This window comes from Puniceibacterium confluentis, assembly GCF_007923445.1.
Taxonomy (GTDB): domain Bacteria; phylum Pseudomonadota; class Alphaproteobacteria; order Rhodobacterales; family Rhodobacteraceae; genus Puniceibacterium; species Puniceibacterium confluentis.
Window position 1 is genome coordinate 12,736 of the sequence record NZ_VOJI01000033.1, and the last position, 18,177, is coordinate 30,912.

Sequence of the window (18,177 nt, forward strand, 5' to 3'; positions counted from 1 at the left end):
GTCACAGGTTTCCCGGCAGAGCGGCGGCGCCGATGCCGCTGCCATCCAGCGGACCACCGGGGTGCGGCGCAAACGAGGCGGGCCGGTCCGGCCGCGAGAGGGCCTCGGGCCCAAAGACGGTGCCATAGAACCCCGGGCCCATCCGGTCGCGATCCTGCACGAACAGGTTGTCGGCGACCTGCCAGTCGGGCTGGCTCCCGGGGCCGCTCAGCTTGGCGGTGACATTGCGCTGGATCGCCACGTCGCGCGACCCTTCGGCCACCCGGATCTGCGGCGTCCACAGCGCCGGATTCTCCGCCGCCCCTTCCGAGCGGGCATTGCGCACCACGGTGTTGTTGCGGATCACCAGCCCGTCGGTCTCGCCCACGGTGATGCCGTGCAGGTGCGCGTTGAGGATCATGTTCCCCTCGATCAGGACATTGCGATAAAACATCGCGGGCCCGGCCAGCCCCCGGTCGACCAGATCGTTGCGCATGAAGATCGACTGGGTGTACCAGCCCTGCCCCGAATTCAGCAGGTTGCCGCGGATCACGATGTCGCGCGACGGCGCGGTGGTGCCGTTGGTCCAGAACTGGATCATGTCGGCATGATCGCCGGAGTCCAGCGCGCGGGCAAAGTCGTGGATGTGGTTGGCCTCGATGCGCAGGTCGCGGACCTGGGCAAAGTTCATCCCGTCCATGCGCAGGCCATGCAGGTCATTGCCGCGCACCAGCACCTGCCGGCTGTCGTGCACCACAAGACCGCGGTAAAAGCCGCGGATCTCGCTGTTCTCCAGCGTCACCCCGGTTGACCCGGTCACCCCCAGCCCGAAGCCGGTCGCAAACCCGTCGTCCACAGCCGAGCGGCCCCGGGCAAGATCCCCGTCGAACAGCGCCCCGCGGATCGTCACGCCGCGGCTGTTGAGCACCTGGAACGGACGCAGGTGGAGCATGTCGCCGGGCCGGAAGCTGTAGTCGAACACCACATTCTCGAGGATCACGTTGCGCATGTCGCGCAGCTCCAGCCCCGAGAACCGCGCCGGGTTGGCCGGGTCCGCCGAGCGCAGCACCAGCGGTGCCGAGTCCGGGGCGCTGCGGCCGCGCAGCGCCAGCACGCCATAGACGCCGCCCGCCAGCACAATCCGCCCGCCCCCGGGGGTGGCCGCCAGCGCCTCCTGCAGCGCCGCTGCCGAACTTATGGCCCGCGCCGGATGCAGGGTCGCGCCGGGCACCCCCTGCGCGGTCTCTGCGGGCGCATTCTGCAAGGTGTCTTTGGGCGCATTCTGCGCCGTGGCACATCCGGCCAGCAGCCCAAGCAGCATGCCTGCGGAGAGAATGGCTCTGATCACCGGCGGGCTCCTTGTCGAGTTGAACGTCCGTCCCTCCGGGGTGTCGGCGTCATGGGATTTGGCCCGACCCGGACAGGCATCACTGCCGCCCGAGGCCGCGTGCGGCATACTGGCGGAAGTCCCGCATGGTGGCCAGGGACAGCAGTAGCAGCCCCGCCATCACCCCTCCCGTCCAGACCGGACCGAGGGTGGTGCCCTGAGCACCCTGGCGCATCCAGGCATCCAGACAGATAAAGACCACAAGCGCCAGCACCGTCAGCACCGGAAGGACCATGGCGCGCATCGACAGACCAACGCGCCAGCGCACCAGCGCAAAGGCCAGCACAAAGCCGATGCATTCGCCCGCAACCCCCACGGCAATCACCAGATACAAATCTTCGGTGCGCAGCGCGATCCACCAGGCCACAGGCAACAGCCCAACCCGGGCAAGGTTGGCAACCATGGCATTTCCGGTCATTCCCCACGCCAAAGCGATAGTCGAGGGGCCGCCCTTGAACACCCTGATCGTCTGCATGACGGCCAGGAAGGTCAGGATCGGAATGACCGCCTCGTAGCGCGGACCCAGCAGCAGATGCACGAGCGGCGGGCCGAACAACACCGTCAGGACAGCGATAGAGACGCCGCAGAGCATGTGAACCTGCATCGCCACCATCGCCAGCGACTGGAACCGCGCCGCGCCTTCGGGGCTGTCCCGGTCCACAGCCGAGAGCTGCGGCAGAAAGAAGTTCTGCGCCGATTTCGCCATCACCAGTGTCGGCGTCAGCGTCAGGGTAAAGCCCATGGCAAAGATCGCCAGAACCTCCATCCCCAGCACCCGCCCGACAATCACCTTGTCGCCCTGGAACACCGCGAACAGCAGCACGCCGTTCGCCAGCAGCGGCCAGCCAAAGCGCAGCGACTGCGCCATCACCGCCCGGTCCAGCAGCAGCCGGTAGGGGCGCCGGGCCACCAGATGCGAGGTCAGCGCCGTCACCACCGCCTGCACCACGATGGCATAGAGCATCACCCGGTAGTCGCCATAGAGGTAGGCCAGCGGCCAGACCGCCAGCACCGACAGCAGTGCCGGCACCGCCCCGGTCAGGATCACCGGCCAGAACACCATCGAGCGGTTCAGCCGGTGCACGTCGAAATGGGTCAGGGCATTGGCCACCGGCACCAGCGCCATGACCTGATAGGCCCAGGCCACCCCCGGCACGTTGAGGAAATCGGCCAGCGGGGCCGCCAGCACGAACAGCGCCGCCCCGGCAAGCACCCCGCGCAGCACCTGAAAGCCCTGCAAGGCCGCCTGAAAGCGCGGATCCTCGCCATTCTTCGCCTGGACGATCTGCTGCTGCAGGCCCAGCTGCGACATCATCTCGACCACCGCCATGGCGATGGCAAAGGTCGCGGCCACGCCGTAATCCGCCACCGGGATCAGCCGCGCCACGATCAGGTTGCGCGCCAGCAGCAGCAGCGCGGCGGCGGCATTGCCGGACAGGATCAGCAGGGCGGATCGGAACATGGCGCGCGGGCGTCTCCTGGCGGACAAGACGGGCGGGGGACACCCCCTGCGGGTTTGCAGAATTGCCACGCTTCTTTCCGTTTGGTCCGCTCAGGTCAAGATCAATGCATAAGGGCTGGTGCCCTATGGGTATTTCCTGCTTAACAAAAGCGCCGCTCTGACACATCCGACCAGGACCGTTCTTTCCGATGCCCGACACCCTCCCGCCCGCCCAAAGCGCCGCCCTTGCCCGGGTCGCCCGGGGCAGCCTGTGCGCGGGCTGCGGGGCCTGCGCCGCGCTGGCGCCGGGCAAGGTGTCGATGACCACCGTGGCCCCGGGTTACCTGCGCCCGGAACAGAGCGCGCCGCTGAGTGACAGCGAAGAGGCCGGCATCGCCGCCGTCTGCCCCGGGCTGGGCCAGAGCGTCGCGGCGCAGGGCCGCCCCGATCCGGTGCTCTGGGGCCCCTACCGCGAGATGGTGACCGGCTGGGCCCGGGATCCGGCGCTGCGCTTTGCCGGCGCCTCGGGCGGGGCGCTGTCGATGATGCTGGCGCATCTGCTGACCTCGGGCACCGTCGAGGCGGTGGTGCAGGTCGCCGCCGACCCCGACCTTCCCATCGGCAATGCCACCGTGGTCAGCAGCGATCTGGCCGCGATCACCCGCGCCGCCGGGTCACGGTATGCGCCCTCGGCGCCGCTGGCGGACCTGCCCGCGCGGATGGCCGAACACGCCGCCACCGGCCGCCGCTTTGCCTTTGTCGGCAAGCCCTGCGACGCCGCCGCCCTGCGCGCCCTGTGCCGGCGCGACCCCGCGGTGGCCGCGGCCTTTCCGGTGATCCTGTCGTTCTTCTGCGCCGGGGTGCCGTCCCATGCCGGCGGCGCGCAGATCCTCGCGGCGCTGGGCACCGATCTCGACCACACCGCCGCCTTCCGGTTCCGCGGCAACGGCTGGCCCGGGCGTGCCACCGCGACCGACCGCACCGGACACGAGCGGTCGATGAGCTATCACGACAGCTGGGGCAGGATCCTGTCGAAACATGTCCAGCACCGCTGCAAGATCTGCGCCGACGGCACCGGGGTCGCCGCCGACATCGTCTGCGCCGATGCCTGGGAAAGCGACGCCGCCGGCTATCCGGTCTTTGCCGAGGCCGAGGGCGTCAGCCTGATCGTGGCGCGCACCGAACTGGGCGCGCGGCTGCTGGCCGAGGCCCGCGCCGCCGGACAGATCACCACCGGACCCTTTGACATCGCCACCCTGGCCGCGATCCAGCCGGGCCAGCGCGAACGCCGCCGCGCGCTGTTTGCCCGCCTGCTGGCGCTGCGGCTGACCGCACGCCCGGTGCCGCGCTACCGCGGCTTGCAGATCGCCGCCGCCGCGCGACAGAACCCGCTGGCGCGCAATGTGAAGAACTTTCTCGGCACCCTGCGCCGCGCCCTGCGCCCGAGCGCACGTTAACTTTCCTGCTTAATCCACTGTCATAACAGGTAAATACCGTGACCCAGACCCCGCTGCGCATCTGCCTGATCATGCATTCGACCCGCTCCGACAATCTGGGCGTCGGCGCCCTGACCGTGTCCGAGATCGAGATCCTGCGCGACATCGCCCGCGACATCGGGCGCGGCATCGCAATCACCGTGCTCGACTGGAAGGATGCCCGCGCGCCCTACGTCGGCGGCCCGGATGTCACGGTGATCGACATGGACGGGCGGATGATGCGCAGTCCTTCGGGGTTCCTTGCCATTGCCCGGCGTTCGGACCTGGTGATCGACATCGGCGCGGGCGACAGCTTTGCCGATATCTACGGCGGCGGGCGGCTGAAGCGGATGTTCGTGCTGAAATACCTCACCCATCTGGCGCGCACCCCGCTGGTGATGGCGCCGCAGACCGTCGGCCCCTTTACCAAGGGCTGGTCCAAGACGCTGGCGCGGCTGTCGATGCGGCTCTGTGCCGTCGTCGCCTCGCGCGACCGGCTCTCGACCGAGGCCGCCCGCGCCCTGGGCTGCGGCGGTGTGATCGAAGCCTCGGACGTGGCGCTGCGCCTGCCCTATGACGCCCCGGCCCCGCGGGTGCCCGGCGGGCCCGTCAAGGTCGGGATCAACGTCTCGGGCCTGCTGATGGGCGGCGGCTATACCGGCAGGAACGAATTCGGCCTGACGATGGACTATCCCGGCCTGATCCGCGATCTGATCCGCCATTTCCAGAACCATCCCGCGGGCTGCGAGGTGCATCTGGTGCCGCATGTGATCGTGCGCTCGGGTCCGATGGTGGGCGAGGATGACTACCGCGCCTCAGAGGCGCTGGCCGCAGAGTTTCCCGGCAGCGTGCTGGCCCCGGCCTTCGACTCGCCCTCGGAGGCCAAGAGCTATATCGCCGGTCTCGATTTCTTCATGGGGGCGCGGATGCACGCCTGCATCGCCGCGTTTTCCTCGGGTGTGCCGGTGGTGCCGATGGCCTATTCGCGCAAGTTCGAGGGGCTGTTCGGCACCATCGGCTATGCCCGCACCGTCGATTGCACGACCCAATCCGCCGACACCATCCGCGACGCCATCGTGCAGGGCTTCGAGGACCGCGCCGAACTGCAGGCCGAAGCCGCCGCAGCCCTGGCGCGCGGACGTGAAAAGCTGGCGGTCTACGAAGACGCCCTGCGCGCGCTGCTGGCCCGGGCGGCGTGAGCACCCCGGTGCCCCGTGTCGCGGTCATCATCCCGCATTTCAACGACGTCCCCCGGCTGGCACGCTGTCTGGACGCGCTGATGCCGCAGCTGGGCGCCGGGGTCGAGCTGCTGGTGGTCGACAATGCCTCGAGCGCGCCGCTTGATCCGGTGCGCGCCGCCTGGCCGGAGCTGCGGATCGTGACCGAGCCGCTCAAGGGGGCGGCGATGGCCCGCAACCGCGGTGTGGCCGAAACCACGGCGCCGCACCTGTTCTTTCTCGACAGCGACTGTGTGCCCGCACCCGACTGGCTGGCGGTGGCCCAGCAGGTCGCGGCGCGGGCCGACGTGACCGGCGGCACGGTGACGGTGTTTGACGAAACCCCGCCGCCGCGCTCGGGCGCCGAGGCCTTCGAGACGGTCTTTGCCTTCGACAACCGCGGCTATATCGAGACCCAGGGGTTTTCGGTGACCGCCAACCTGCTCACCACCCGGGCGGTGTTCACCGCCGTCGGGCCGTTCTCGGCCGGGCGTTCCGAGGATCTCGACTGGTGCCGCCGCGCCACGGCACGGGGCTTTTCACTGGTGCACGAGGACAGCCTGCGCGTCGCCCATCCCACCCGCTCGGACTGGCCGGCGCTGCAGCGCAAGTGGCGCCGCCTGACCGCGGAACTCTGGGGGCTGCAGGGGCGCAGCCCGGGGGCGCGGCTGCGCTGGGGCGCGCGGGCGCTGATGATGCCGCTGTCGATCCTCGCCCATGCCCCCCGGGTGCTGCGCGCGCCCGGGCTGCGGGGTCCGGGCGAACGCGGCGCCGCGCTTGGCACGCTGGCGCGGCAGCGGCTGCAGCGCTGTGGCTGGATGCTGTGGCAGGCGCTGGGCGGGCGGATCTAGACAGCGGACCGGCCTGCGCCGACACTGGTCGCGCGGGCCGGAGCAGGGTTATCAGGGCAAACGAGGGAGTTTCAGGCAGATGGCGTTTCGGTACACCGGCAAGACCAAGGATACCTTCCTTGAGGCGATGCGCGAATACGGTCTTCTGGCCACGTGCCGCACCCGGCTGCGCGACGTGTTCCTGCTGGTGCGGCGGCTGTATCTGGTGAAGGTCTGGAAGATGGACATCCACCCGTTTTCGCTGGTCTCGCTCAAGGCGGTGCTGGACCGGACCTATCCGCAGGGCATCCACATCGGCGAAGGCAGTGCGGTGAATTTCGACGCGGTGATCCTGACCCATGACATGGCGGCCAGCAAACACCTGCACACCCGGATCGGGCGCTACTGCGGCATCGGCGCCCGCAGCATCGTGATGCCGGGCGTCACCATCGGCGATCACGCCATCGTCGCGGCCGGGGCCATCGTGACAAAAGACGTCCCGTCCCGGTCGATCGTCGCCGGCAACCCGGCCCGGGTCATCCGCACCGGCATCATGACCACCAATTTCGGCCGGATGACCGAGCGCGGCACCCCCGCCGGGGCCTCCGCCGACACCCCGGCGGCGGACGACTGAGCGTCATGGGGGCCTGGGTTCTGGGGTTCGGCGGGCTGGCCCTGCTGTATGGCGGCATCGCCAGCCTTGTGCTGCTCGGGCTGGCACGGCTGGGCGGGCGGTTTCCCGGCTGGCGGGCGCTGCCGTTCCTGTTCAGCACGCTGACCTTTGTCTTTCTCACCCAGCATCCGTTTCCCGATCCGGCGACGATGAGCTGCCCGGTGCCCGGCGCCACACCGCAGCTGATCCCGATGCATTTCCTCGAGACCTTTGCCCGGCTCGAACGCCGCGGCGCCGGCTGGCTCGAAATGGTGCGCAACCGGACCCTGGCGGCGGCGGCGATGAATTTCCTGCTGTGCGGCGTGATCGGCATGACGCTGGCCGCCCATGCCAGCCGGCTGCGCACGGCGGCGCTGTTCGGGGTGCTGCTGACCCTGAGCGTCGAGCTCACGCAGCTGACCGGCTTCTGGGGGCTGTGGCCCTGCGCCTGGCGGCAGTTCGACGTCGACGATCTGCTGCTGAACGCGCCGGGGGTGATCGCGGGGTTTGCGCTGGCCCGCGCCCTGTGGTGGCGCCGGCGCGCGCCGTAAGCCGCGCGCCGACGGGTACGGGCGCCTGGCGGCAGGGGCGTGCGCCGCCCTCTGGCGGCCGATGCGCGGCCCGGGGGACACAGCCGCGCAGTCTTGGCCCGTTCGCGGCGCCCGAGGTTCGCTTCCCTGCGGGGATCTTGGTATGACAGCCGCAGGTGCGGCCAATCCGTTCCGCATGTGTTCATGTTTGCCAGGAGCCGGACCCGCCCGATGTCAGATGCCACCAGCCCCCGCCGCCTCGCCCTGCCCTTTCAGCGGTCGGTCAATCCCCTCGGGATAGTGCTGTTCGCAGCCCTCATCGCTGTGGCGCTGCCGATCTTCTGGCTGGGGTTCCAGTCGCTGGGCGCCGCCTGGCTGACGCCGGAATACAGCCACGGGCCGCTGATCCCGCTGATTTCGCTGTATCTGTTCCTGCGCGAGCTGCGCCAGGCACCGCCGCACGACCCGGGTGCGCGGGTGAACCGCTGGCCCGGCATCCTGGTGATCGCGGCCGGGCTGGTGCTGGGCATCTTCGGCAACCTGGTGCAGATCCCCGATGTGGTCACCTATGCGCTGATCGTCTGGGTGGGCGGCGTGGTGCTGACCGGCTTTGGCTGGCAGCGCGGCAAGACCCACCAGCTGCCGGTGCTGCATCTGGTGTTCATGCTGCCGCTGCCGCAGTTCGTCTACTGGCAGCTGACGATCTTTCTGCAGCTGGTGTCGTCCGAGCTGGGGGTCTGGTTCATCGAACTGGCGGGGATCCCGGTGTTCCTCGAGGGCAACGTGATCGACCTCGGCGTCTACAAGCTGCAGGTGGCCGAGGCCTGCTCGGGCCTGCGCTACCTGTTCCCGATCCTGTCGTTCAGCTATCTGTTCGCGATCCTCTACCGCGGGCCGTTCTGGCACAAGGTGGTGATGTTCGCGATGGCGGCGCCGCTGACGGTGTTCATGAACTCGTTCCGGATCGGCATGATCGGCGTGCTGGTCAACAGTTACGGCATTGGTCAGGCCGAAGGCTTTCTGCATTTCTTTGAAGGCTGGGTGATCTTCGGCGCCTGCATCGCGATCCTGTTTCTGACGGCGGTGCTGCTGCAGCGGCTGACGCCCAGCCCGCTGTCGCTGCGCGACACCATCGACATGGATTTCGACGGGCTCGGGGCACAGGCGGCGCGGGTGCTGTCGATTGCCCCGGCGCGCGGCATCGTCATCGCCACCCTGACCAGCCTTGCGGTGACGGCAGCCTTTCTGCTGACCCCGGCCCCGGACCGGGTGCTGCCCGGGCGCGACAGCTTTGCCCTGTTTCCGCGCGGCATCGGCGACTGGAACAGCTTCACCATCCCGCTGGAGCCCGAAACCGCAAAGGTGCTGAACGCCTCGGATCACATCAACGCGGTCTTTGCCCGGCCCGGCCAGCCGGAGGCCTATGTGAACTTCTTTGCCGCCTATTACGACAAGCAGACCGAAGGCTCGGGCATCCATTCCCCCGAAGTCTGCCTGCCGGTCGGTGGCTGGGAGGTGTTTTCCATCGACCCGACCGAGGTGACGGTCCGCGACACCGTCTATGGCAGCTTCACCCTGAACCGCGCGGTGATCGAAAAGGGGCTGTCGCGGCAGCTGGTCTATTACTGGTTCGAACAGCGCGGCAAACGCATGACCAACGACTATCTGGCCAAGGCGGATGTGGTCTGGGACAGCCTGACCATCGGGCGCACCGATGGCGCGCTGGTGCGCTTTGTCACGCCGATCCTTCGCGGCGAGGCCGAGGCCGAGGCCGACGCCCGCCTGCAGGGGTTCATGGGCGAACTGCTGCCCCGCCTGCCGCGGTTCATCCCGGAATGAGCCCCGCGCGCGGTTCCGCCGGCCCGGCCGCGGGCTTGCATCCCCGCCGCGCCTGAGGGCGCACCCACGGCATGAGCGCCCCTGCCCCGCCCCCTCCCAGACATCCCTCGCGCTGGCTGCCCTGGCCGCCGGCGCTGCTGGTGCTGCTGCTGGCCAGCCTGCTGCCGGGGCTGGTGCTGCTGCTGGCGGACCTGGGTCTGGCCGGGCCGCCCTATCTGCGGCTGCTGGCCTACCGGCTGGGGGCGTTCCAGCCCGACCTGCTGACCGGCGCCGCGCAGCCGGTCTTTGCCGCCCAGCCGGTGCTGATGTTCCTGAGCTATGGCGTGCTGCACACCGGTCCAGTGCACCTTGCCGGCAACCTGGCGGCGCTGCTCTATCTCGGACGGCTGACGCTTGAGCGGCGCCCGGCCGCCGGGCTCTGGGCGATCTATCTGCTGGCCAGCCTCGGCGCGGCGGGAATGTTTGCGCTGGCCGGTCCGCCGCACGCCACGATGGCGGGCGCCTCGGGGGCGTTGTTCGGGTTGCTGGGGGCCTGGTGCGTCGATTCCGGCCTGCTGGGTCCGCAGGGCCCCAAGGCCGCCCCCCGGCCCCTGGCCCAGCTTCTGCGGCTGCTGGCCTGCGCCGGGGCGCTGATCCTGTTCGACATCGGCGGGCGGTTCCTGATCGGCACGCCGGTCGCCTGGCAGGCCCATACCGGCGGCTTCCTCAGCGGCGCGGTGCTGGCCCTGCTGCGCCCGGCGCCTGTCGCCCGGCGCGGCTGATCCGCCGGGATAATCTTTGCCCTGCCACGGCGACGGCACAATTCTGCCTTTTTATCCGGCAAATGTAGGGCAAGGAAAGAGCACCCGCGGCCAGATCCGGACCGGAGCCACTCTTTCAGACCTGCAACAGGAAGCGAGACGTCGGCCATGATGACCCTTTTGATCGCCCTTTACATCTGTGTCGCAGTCTTCGCGCTGGGCATGACCCGCGCCGAACGCAAGCGCAGCGGCAACACCAGTGTTGTCCTTGCCGGTGCCAGCCTTGCCGCCTGTGTCGCCTGGCCGGTGACCGTGCTGGTGATGATTGTCGCCATCCAGCGGCAGCGCCCGGCCCGGACCGCGCCTCAGGGGTCGGCCCAACCGGCCTGAGTCCCGCCCGGCAGCGGAGGGATCAGCGCAGCGAGGCGCTTTCGAACCGCCGCTTGCAGAAGCCCAGAAACGCCGCATCGGCATTCTTGGGGATCTGATCGGCCCAGGACCGCCATTCCTGCTCCAGCACCCGCACATCCCAGCCCGGCGCCGCACGGCGCGCATGGGCATAGGTTTCCGGATCCAGTGGCGGGATGCGCACGGTTTCGGCCGGGTCGATCGCCACCACCGTGCCCCGCCCCTTGAAGATCACCATATCGCGCACCTCGTCAAAGGCGACGAGGTAGTCGGGCAGGTGGTTGTGGGTCGCGATCTCGCGGATGGTGTGGCGGAACCGCTTGAGCTCGGTGCGCGCACCGGTGCGTTTGAGCAGCTTTTCCAGACCGATTTCCAGTTCGGGGCGCGCGCCGCACATCTTGCGGGCAATCTCGTAGACCCGGCGTTCGATCGGCTTGCGCAGGCGGAAATAGTCGCGGTGCAGGGTCAGCACCGATTTGCGCCGGATGCCGTTGAAGATCCATTCGCTGATCTGGATCTCGGCCGACATGATGCGTCCTCCCGCCTCGTTGTTCTTGCGGTTGATATGGGCGCTCTCGATCAGGTGAAACCAGCCCAGGCGTTCCTCGTCGCCCAGCGGCACGTCGTCCTGATCCCCCCCGGTGGTGGTGATGTTGGTCTTGATCACCGTGCCCATCAGCCGGTCCAGCGCCTCGCAGAAGGCATCGTAATCCTTGCCGCCGGTGCCGCGGTTCACAAAGATCAGCAGGTCACGCGGGTTGAAGCGGATCCGGCGTTCGATCTTTTCGCCGCGGTTGATGCGGTGCATGATCTGGCTGACGACATAGATCAGGATGTCCTTGTCGTAGATCGTCGCCTGCCCCTTGGCCGAGGGGATCACCTCGAGCCACTTGTCGCCGTGTTCATAGCGGCGCACCGCGGTCTCGGGCTTTTTCGACAGCACATAGAACGGGTGTTCCATCTGCGGGATCAGGTCCTTGAGGATGGCGTCCGCGACATCGCAGATGAAGAAGTCCGCCTGCGGATGGCGGTCGGGCAGAAGCTGATCGAGGATATTCGGGGTATCAGGAACCATGGCCCATATTCGGGGTATCAGGAACCGGGTGTCAAGCCAATTCGGGGTTTCAGGAACCGCTATCCGCCGGGAGCGTTTCACAAAGGTGTTTTCGGCAGCGCCCCGGGGTTTTGAATGGCGCCGATTCGAATCGATTCGAATTAAATGCGAATCGCGGAGAACAGGAACCGAATCGCGGAGAACAGGAACCGAGATTCGGGGTATCAGGAACCGAAGGTGTCATGATACCCTTTATGATCAGAGGGTTGCCGGGTGTTTTTGGACCCTAAACACATATTAAACACAAATAAACACACCCCCCGGAATTGCAGGCATCACGAATCGGCTGGCAGGCTGAGGAAAGCGGTCGCGAGGATCCGCGATTCGCACCCCGAGGCAAACCCCGGGACAAAAACAGACCTGGCCTCAAAGGCTTTGAAGAAATAGCCATGCGCCTTGGCCGGCAAACATCGCTGTTATCCCCAGGGCGGTGCTGGCGGAAACCCGGGCCCACTGGCAAGGTCTCGCCGTCAGCGCTGTACCGGCGGAACTGATGACCCGATTCACCGTTGTCTTCCCATCACTCTGGAGGAACGGAAATGGATCATTCGACACACGGAAGTCTGGTTTCATCGTCTGACGTCACCGGCACCGAAGTCTACGGCAGCGACGGGTCGCACATCGGCTCGATCGATCACCTGATGATCGACAAGCTGTCGGGAAAGGTCGCCTACGCCGTGATGCGCTTTGGCGGGTTTCTCGGCCTGGGGGAAGAGCACCGTCCTGTCCCCTGGGGCAAGCTGCGCTACGACACCCGCAGGCACGGCTTATGTGACCGACATCACCGAACAGCAGGTCAAGGACGCCCCCGAGCACCGGGACAACTGGCATGGCGACCGCGACTGGGAAAAGCGCGCCCATAACCACTATGGCGCGCCGATGTACTGGCTCTGATCCTGCCGCGAAGTCCGGACGCGCCCCACCCCGGGGCCGCGTCCGGTTGCGCCCGGTGCTCCGGTCATTCCAGAGCATCCGGTCCACAACATTCGGCCCGCTGAGGGCGAACCCACGTGCAGTGCAGGAGACGACAATGTCCACAGAGCAGGGAGTTGCGCTCAGAACCGATGACCGCGACTGGTTCACGATCCACCGCGGGGCCTCTCCGGTTCTGGGAACCGCGATCCACAACGGCCACGAGGTCAGCCCGGACCTCGAGGACCAGATGGCCCTGCCCGAGGAGGACCGGCTGCGCGAAGAGGATCCGTTCACCGAATTCACCATTCGCGACCTGCCCAACCGCATCGCCTTTCACCGGTCGCGGTTCGCCGTCGACCTCAACCGCGCCCGTGACAAGGCGGTGTACCTGTCGCCCGAGCAATCCTGGGGTCTCGAGGTCTGGGAAACCGAGCCCTCGGAGGAGGTGGTGAAACAATCGCTGCAGATGCATGACCATTACTACATCATGCTCAGGACCATGCTGCGCGAGCTCGAAGAGCAGTACGGGCACTTCATCGTGCTGGACATCCACAGCTACAACCACCGCCGCGACGGGCCGCAGGCGCCTGCGGCCGACCCCGAGACCATGCCCGAGATCAACATCGGCACCGCCTCGATGGACCGCGGGAGATGGGCGCATGTCGTGGACCCCTTCATCGAAAAGCTGCGGACGTTCGAATTCCGCGGCCACAGGATGGACGTGCGCGAAAACGTGGCCTTCCAGGGCAAGGGTGAACAGACCCGGTTCATTCACGAGACCTTTCCGCAAACCGGCTGCGCCATCGCGATCGAGTTCAAGAAGTTCTTCATGGATGAATGGAGCGGCAAACCCGACCGGGAAGCGCTTGTCGCCATGCGGGGCATGATCCGCTCGACGCTGCCACTGCTCGAGGGCATCGTCGCAGAGATGTCATGACACAGGCGGCAGAGAGCAGTGACCCGCTCGCAGCCATCGTTGCGGCGCTCGGGGACGCGCAGGCGGTGCGCGAGACCCTGCCCTCGGGCGGGCGGCTTCACATGGACCGGCCGTTGCCGTTCATATGCGTGCATCACCAACAGGACGGCGCGCGGCAGGCGGCCTCCGACATTGCCGCGGCACATGCCTCCTATCTCGTCTCCCCCGACCTGGCCGCGGATACGGCGGCGCTGAACCGGGTGGGTCAGGCGATGATCGAACGGTTCGGCGCGTTTCTGGTGATCGAGGTCGCGGAGTTCGAGCGGGACACCCTGCTGACCGACGACAGCCCCAGCCTGCCCGACTTCGAGATCGCCCTGAGGGCAGAGCCGCGCGCCGAGACCCGCGCCGCCCTGGAGGCGGCGGCAAGTGCCATCGAGGGTGTCACCGTGAAATACCGCTCACCGGTGTTGTCCCGCACCGTGGCCGAGCGCCCGGACGGCGGCGCTCTTGGCAGGCTGTCTCCGGAGATCGGGCTGCTGTCGATCCGGTTCGCTCCGATCTACCGGCAGCCTGAAAGTGACGCGGTCTATACCGAGCTGCGGGAACGGCTGATCGAAAACATCTTTGACGCCCTGCTGCAGGCGGCCGCGGCATTTTCGCGTGAAAGCGGCGCCTTGTGCCCGCAGACCCATCGCGCCCTCGGGCGCCGCGCCTTTGTGGATGCGGTCCGCAAACTTGACCGGCAGATGGACGCCGTCTGCAACGCGTTCGATTTCCTGATGGCGGTGACGCCGATCAACACCACGGCCGCCTGGCAGAGGTTCCGGGAGCAGGGAGAGGAACGCGCGCCGCAGCTGCTCTACCGCCCGCTGACAATGGAGATCGACGCCCAGAAGGCGGCGCTGCATTCCATCGCCTTCGAAAACCTCGAGGATCCCCTGCTCTCGGGGATCTACCGCGACAGACAGCGCGAGCTTGACCTGCAGTTGACGGCGATCGACCTGCGCGACACGCCCCGCTTCCGCGAGGCGGGCAGACTGCTCTACGGTCCGGTCGAAGAGGCGCTTCTGAGCGCGGCCCACGACATCCTGGCACTGCCCCGCCGCAATGGGCAGGCGTCCCGGGGACAGGGCGGTCTGGAGGGGCATGTCGATTGCTACGAGCTGCGCGATGCCGCCCGTCAGATGATCGCCGACTACCGTGCGGCCTATGCCGGGTTCGAGGCCGAGGTGGTGATCCGCGACGACCTGCCGGCGGGCATGATGGTCTCGGGGCCCTGCCTGATGATCTCACGCAGCACCCGGATGACACGCGACCGGGTGCAGGCATTGCTGAGCCATGAGATCGGCGTGCATCTGATGACCTATTTCACCGGTGACGCCCAGGGCCTGCGGATCTTCCGCACCGGGCTGGCGGGCTACGAGAGCATCCAGGAGGGGCTGGCGGTTTTCGCGGAATACCTGACCGGGGGGCTGACAGCGGGCCGTCTCCGGCTGCTGGCGGCGCGGGTTGTCGGCTGTGCGGCGATGCTGGACGGGGCCGAGTTTGTCGAAACCTACCGGATGCTGACGCGGGACCATGGCTTTTCCGACAGTGCCGCCTTCAACCTGACGGTGCGGCTCTACCGCTCGGGCGGTCTGGCCAAGGACGCAATCTATCTGCGCGGCCTGCGCGACATCCTCGACCACCTCGCGGCGGGCCGCTCGCTCACCCCCTACTGGCTGGGCAAATTCGCCAAGGCGCAATTCCCGCAGATCGAAGAGCTGGCCGCCCGCGGATTGCTGACCACCCCCCCGATCACCCCCGCGTTTCTAAATGGCGGGCCCGCCAGAGACCGCCTTGCTGCCGCCGCCGCGGGTCTGTCGCCCGCCGACCTTGTTTCAGAATAGGAAATCGCCATGCGTATCGCCTTCTTCGTCAATGCCATCAAGGATGAATATCCCCACTTCACCACCACGGTCTTCGCGCTTGCGGCCCTGTCGCGCGGGCACGAGGTTTGCTACATCACCCCCGGGGATTTTGTCCTGCGCGCCGATGACACCCTGCACGCCAATGTCCTCAACCTGCCGACAAAATCCTTCCAGAAGGTGGAAACCCTGCACAAGGCGCTGCAGTCGGACGAATCCCGCCGCGAAACCATCGACATCACCGAAATCGACGTGCTGATGCTGCGCAACGATCCCTCTCAGGATGCCGAAACCCATCCCTGGGCCGCCCAGGCCGGGCCGATGTTCGGACGCCTTGCGGCGGACCGGGGCGTGCTGGTGGTCAACGACCCCGACGGGCTCGCGCTGGCGCAGAACAAGCTGTACCTGCAGGGGTTCCCCGAGGTGGCCCGCCCGGCCTCGCTCATCTCCAAGAACCTCGAAGAGATCCGCGATTTCATCGACACCCAGCCCAAGGGCGTCATCATCAAGCCGCTGCAGGGATCGGGCGGCAAGAACGTCTTCAAGATCGACGGGCCGGACGATGCCAACATCAACCAGATTTTCGAGGCGGTGAGCGAGGAAGGCTACATGATCGCGCAGGGCTTCATGCCCAAGGCCAAGGACGGCGATGTGCGGGTCTTTGTGATGAACGGCACCCCGCTGGAGCGCGACGGCAAATATGCGGCGCTGCGCCGGGTGCCGGCCAAGGGGGATGTGCGCTCGAACATGCACGCCAAGGGCACCGCCGTGAAGGTCGAGATGACCGACGAAATCCTGGCCGTGGCCGAGCTGGTGCGCCCCAAGCTGATCCATGACGGGTTGTTCATGGTCGGGCTGGACATCGTCGGTGACAAGATCCTGGAAATCAACGTGTTCACGCCCGGCGGCCTGTGGAGCATTTGTGACCTGGAAGGCGTGGACTTTGCCGAAACGGTCATCAAGTCGCTGGAAAAGAAGCTGGAGATGCGGGAGGGCAGCCAGGGCAACCTGTCGAACCGGGAGTTGGCGGTGCTCTGAGCCCTGACGCGGCTGACGGGACCTGGCGCCCCTCCGGCTCTTGCCATCGGCGGCCTGTCACCGGGCTGCGGGGGCCCCTGCCCCGCGGCGCAGATCGAATTTTCCGCTGAAATGTGCTATAGGCAGCCTCGCGGGTTCACGCATGAGTTGTGGACCGCAGGACCGGAAAGCAGCCTTTGGTAAACGGAGAATGCACGATGGAGATGACGAAAGTCAGCGAATATGCCCACGCGCTTTACGGCGCGCATGGCGACAAGGCCGAACTTGAGGCCGCGCAGCGCCAGCACGAACACGAAGCTGCCGGAGACGAGGACCAGGCCAGAACCTGGCGGGCGATCAGAGCCGCCGTCCGGCAGATGAAGGGCGCCAATCACAGCTGAGGCTCTGGCGACCCGAGGCCGCCGCAGACGACGGCCCGCGCGCCGTCGGCGCGGCACACGGACGCCGCCCCCTGCCCGCGGGGGAGGCTCTGCCTGCATGCGCGCGCCATGCCGGCCCCCCGGGACCGGCCGAATGCTGCAACGGACACGGCCCGCGTCCTTGGCAGCAGAGATCGAAGGTCAGTTCATTCGAAAAGCGGTATCCGGTAGCTATCCGGTAGCTTCCGGATAGCTACCACTACAGGTGGTGGTAGCCAGTGGATTGATTGCTGCATAGGGTTTCCCGTTCGCTAGCCGCTAGCTTCCGGATAGCTATTGGGTAGCTAGCCGGAAGCTAGCGGTTTACACCCTGCACCGATCTGAATAGACTCTCCGCACGGTCTGCCAGCCGCCATGTACAGCGACGTCTCTGCGCGTCGCCCTCAAGGTGACAACGAAAGGATAGACCTTGCCCGTCATTGCATTCGCGAACCCCAAGGGGGGGGCCGGCAAAACCACGGCCGCCCTTCTGCTTGCGTCGGAACTGGCCAGCCGGAACGCCCGCATCGTGATCATCGACGCCGATCCCGAGCGCTGGATCTCGCAATGGGCCGACCTGCCCGGCCGGCCCGACAACATCCGCATCATCTCGGATGTGACCGAGGACAGCATTGTCGATCAGATCGACGCCGCCGCCGCCACGACCCAGTTCGTGATCATAGATCTCGAAGGCACCGCCAGCCTGATGGTGGCCAATGCCATCGGCATGTCGGATCTGGTGGTGATCCCGACCCAGGGCGGCTCGATGGATGCCAAGGGCGCGGCCAAGATGATCCGGCTGATCCGCAATCAGGAACGCATGGCGCGCCGGTCGATCCCGCATGGGGTGCTGATGACCCGGACCAGTGCGGCGGTCGCCTCGCGCTCGCTCAAGAACGTGCGCGCCCAGCTCGACAAGGCGGGGATTCCGGTGTTCGGCACGCCGATTGTCGAACGCGCGGCCTATCGCGACATCTTTGACTATGGCGGGCTGCTGCGCGATCTGGTTCCGGCGCAGGTGTCCAACCTCGAGAACGCCTGCAAGAACGCCGGCGCCTTCACCGCAGAGGTGCTGAGCCGGCTGCGCGAGGCGATGACCACGCGGGGGGCCGCATGATGACCCGGGCGCGCGCCGACATCGGCTTTGACGACGATCTCGATGGCTTTGACCCGGCGGACTGGGCGGTCGGCGCGCCGCCGCCGCGGCGGCCCGAAACCGGCACGGCGCAGCGGGCGGCAGAGGCCACGGGGTTTCGCAGCCGCGAGGCCAGGGCGGCCGTGCCGCAGGCTGTGCCGCAAACCCCGGCCGCGCCCTTGCGCGGGTCGAGGTTCATGGCGCGGAACAGCTCCAGCAGGACGTCGCGGGTGTTGAAGCCGTCGGCCTCGGT

The 18,177-nt window shown here is 67.3% G+C and carries 18 protein-coding genes and 1 pseudogene; 16 read left to right on the forward strand and 3 right to left on the reverse strand.

Annotated features, from left to right (window positions below; translation table 11 throughout):
• Window position 1: 1 nt before the first annotated feature.
• Together FOY53_RS20490 and FOY53_RS20495 are read right to left on the reverse strand one after the other, a co-directional pair.
• Complete coding sequence (locus FOY53_RS20490; protein ID WP_146592175.1) at window positions 2-1,327, reverse strand: right-handed parallel beta-helix repeat-containing protein; 1,326 nt, start codon at window positions 1,325-1,327, stop codon at window positions 2-4.
• A gap of 79 nt (window positions 1,328-1,406) precedes the next feature.
• On the reverse strand, window positions 1,407-2,828 hold the full coding sequence (locus tag FOY53_RS20495; RefSeq protein ID WP_146592176.1) for an oligosaccharide flippase family protein: 1,422 nt from the start codon (window positions 2,826-2,828) through the stop codon (window positions 1,407-1,409).
• A gap of 188 nt (window positions 2,829-3,016) precedes the next feature.
• On the opposite strand from FOY53_RS20495, the gene FOY53_RS20500 reads away from it, so the two are divergent.
• The 8 genes from FOY53_RS20500 (at window position 3,017) to FOY53_RS20535 (ending at window position 10,480) form a co-directional block, all read left to right on the forward strand.
• On the forward strand, window positions 3,017-4,264 hold the full coding sequence (locus FOY53_RS20500; protein ID WP_146592177.1) for a Coenzyme F420 hydrogenase/dehydrogenase, beta subunit C-terminal domain: 1,248 nt from the start codon (window positions 3,017-3,019) through the stop codon (window positions 4,262-4,264).
• A 38-nt stretch (window positions 4,265-4,302) separates the two neighbouring features.
• Window positions 4,303-5,481 carry a polysaccharide pyruvyl transferase family protein gene (locus FOY53_RS20505; RefSeq protein ID WP_246107496.1) on the forward strand — a complete coding sequence of 393 codons (1,179 nt, stop codon included), beginning with the start codon at window positions 4,303-4,305 and terminating at the stop codon, window positions 5,479-5,481.
• The gene (locus FOY53_RS20510) at window positions 5,478-6,350 is read left to right on the forward strand and encodes a glycosyltransferase family 2 protein (RefSeq protein WP_246107497.1); all 873 of its coding nucleotides are present in this window, start codon (window positions 5,478-5,480) and stop codon (window positions 6,348-6,350) included. Before FOY53_RS20505 ends, FOY53_RS20510 begins: the two co-directional genes overlap by 4 nt.
• Window positions 6,351-6,429: 79 nt before the next feature.
• Window positions 6,430-6,963 carry an acyltransferase gene (locus FOY53_RS20515; protein ID WP_222435305.1) on the forward strand — a complete coding sequence of 178 codons (534 nt, stop codon included), beginning with the start codon at window positions 6,430-6,432 and terminating at the stop codon, window positions 6,961-6,963.
• A gap of 5 nt (window positions 6,964-6,968) precedes the next feature.
• Entirely contained in the window at window positions 6,969-7,532 is a 564-nt protein-coding gene (locus FOY53_RS20520) for a VanZ family protein (RefSeq protein ID WP_146592178.1), read from the forward strand.
• Between the two features lie 210 nt (window positions 7,533-7,742).
• Window positions 7,743-9,350, forward strand: a complete 1,608-nt coding sequence (gene xrtD, locus FOY53_RS20525; protein WP_146592179.1) for a VPLPA-CTERM-specific exosortase XrtD — start codon at window positions 7,743-7,745, stop codon at window positions 9,348-9,350.
• Between the two features lie 71 nt (window positions 9,351-9,421).
• Complete coding sequence (locus tag FOY53_RS20530; protein WP_146592180.1) at window positions 9,422-10,111, forward strand: rhomboid family intramembrane serine protease; 690 nt, start codon at window positions 9,422-9,424, stop codon at window positions 10,109-10,111.
• 150 nt (window positions 10,112-10,261) lie between these two features.
• Window positions 10,262-10,480 carry a hypothetical protein gene (locus FOY53_RS20535; RefSeq protein WP_146592181.1) on the forward strand — a complete coding sequence of 73 codons (219 nt, stop codon included), beginning with the start codon at window positions 10,262-10,264 and terminating at the stop codon, window positions 10,478-10,480.
• A gap of 22 nt (window positions 10,481-10,502) precedes the next feature.
• Here FOY53_RS20535 and FOY53_RS20540 read toward each other — a convergent pair whose 3' ends face one another.
• The gene (locus FOY53_RS20540) at window positions 10,503-11,573 is read right to left on the reverse strand and encodes a replication initiator protein A (protein WP_146592182.1); all 1,071 of its coding nucleotides are present in this window, start codon (window positions 11,571-11,573) and stop codon (window positions 10,503-10,505) included.
• Window positions 11,574-12,151: 578 nt separating this feature from the next.
• On the opposite strand from FOY53_RS20540, the pseudogene FOY53_RS24090 reads away from it, so the two are divergent.
• The 8 genes and pseudogenes from FOY53_RS24090 to FOY53_RS20575 form a co-directional block, all read left to right on the forward strand.
• A pseudogene (locus tag FOY53_RS24090) lies at window positions 12,152-12,307 on the forward strand (PRC-barrel domain-containing protein); the annotation flags it as partial.
• A 76-nt stretch (window positions 12,308-12,383) separates the two neighbouring features.
• Complete coding sequence (locus FOY53_RS24095; RefSeq protein ID WP_342784310.1) at window positions 12,384-12,506, forward strand: hypothetical protein; 123 nt, start codon at window positions 12,384-12,386, stop codon at window positions 12,504-12,506.
• 136 nt (window positions 12,507-12,642) lie between these two features.
• Window positions 12,643-13,464, forward strand: coding sequence for an N-formylglutamate amidohydrolase (locus FOY53_RS20550; RefSeq protein WP_146592183.1), 822 nt, complete (start codon window positions 12,643-12,645; stop codon window positions 13,462-13,464).
• Window positions 13,461-15,335 carry a peptidase MATCAP family protein gene (locus tag FOY53_RS20555; RefSeq protein ID WP_146592184.1) on the forward strand — a complete coding sequence of 625 codons (1,875 nt, stop codon included), beginning with the start codon at window positions 13,461-13,463 and terminating at the stop codon, window positions 15,333-15,335. The genes FOY53_RS20550 and FOY53_RS20555 overlap by 4 nt, the downstream gene beginning before the upstream one ends.
• A 9-nt stretch (window positions 15,336-15,344) precedes the next feature.
• Window positions 15,345-16,391 carry a glutathione synthetase gene (locus tag FOY53_RS20560; protein ID WP_146592185.1) on the forward strand — a complete coding sequence of 349 codons (1,047 nt, stop codon included), beginning with the start codon at window positions 15,345-15,347 and terminating at the stop codon, window positions 16,389-16,391.
• A gap of 197 nt (window positions 16,392-16,588) precedes the next feature.
• On the forward strand, window positions 16,589-16,771 hold the full coding sequence (locus FOY53_RS20565) for a hypothetical protein (RefSeq protein WP_146592186.1): 183 nt from the start codon (window positions 16,589-16,591) through the stop codon (window positions 16,769-16,771).
• Between the two features lie 448 nt (window positions 16,772-17,219).
• Window positions 17,220-17,906, forward strand: coding sequence for an AAA family ATPase (locus FOY53_RS20570; protein ID WP_146592187.1), 687 nt, complete (start codon window positions 17,220-17,222; stop codon window positions 17,904-17,906).
• A partial coding sequence (locus FOY53_RS20575) for a hypothetical protein (protein WP_222435306.1) occupies window positions 17,906-18,177 on the forward strand: 272 nt, incomplete at its 3' end. The genes FOY53_RS20570 and FOY53_RS20575, both read left to right, overlap by 1 nt.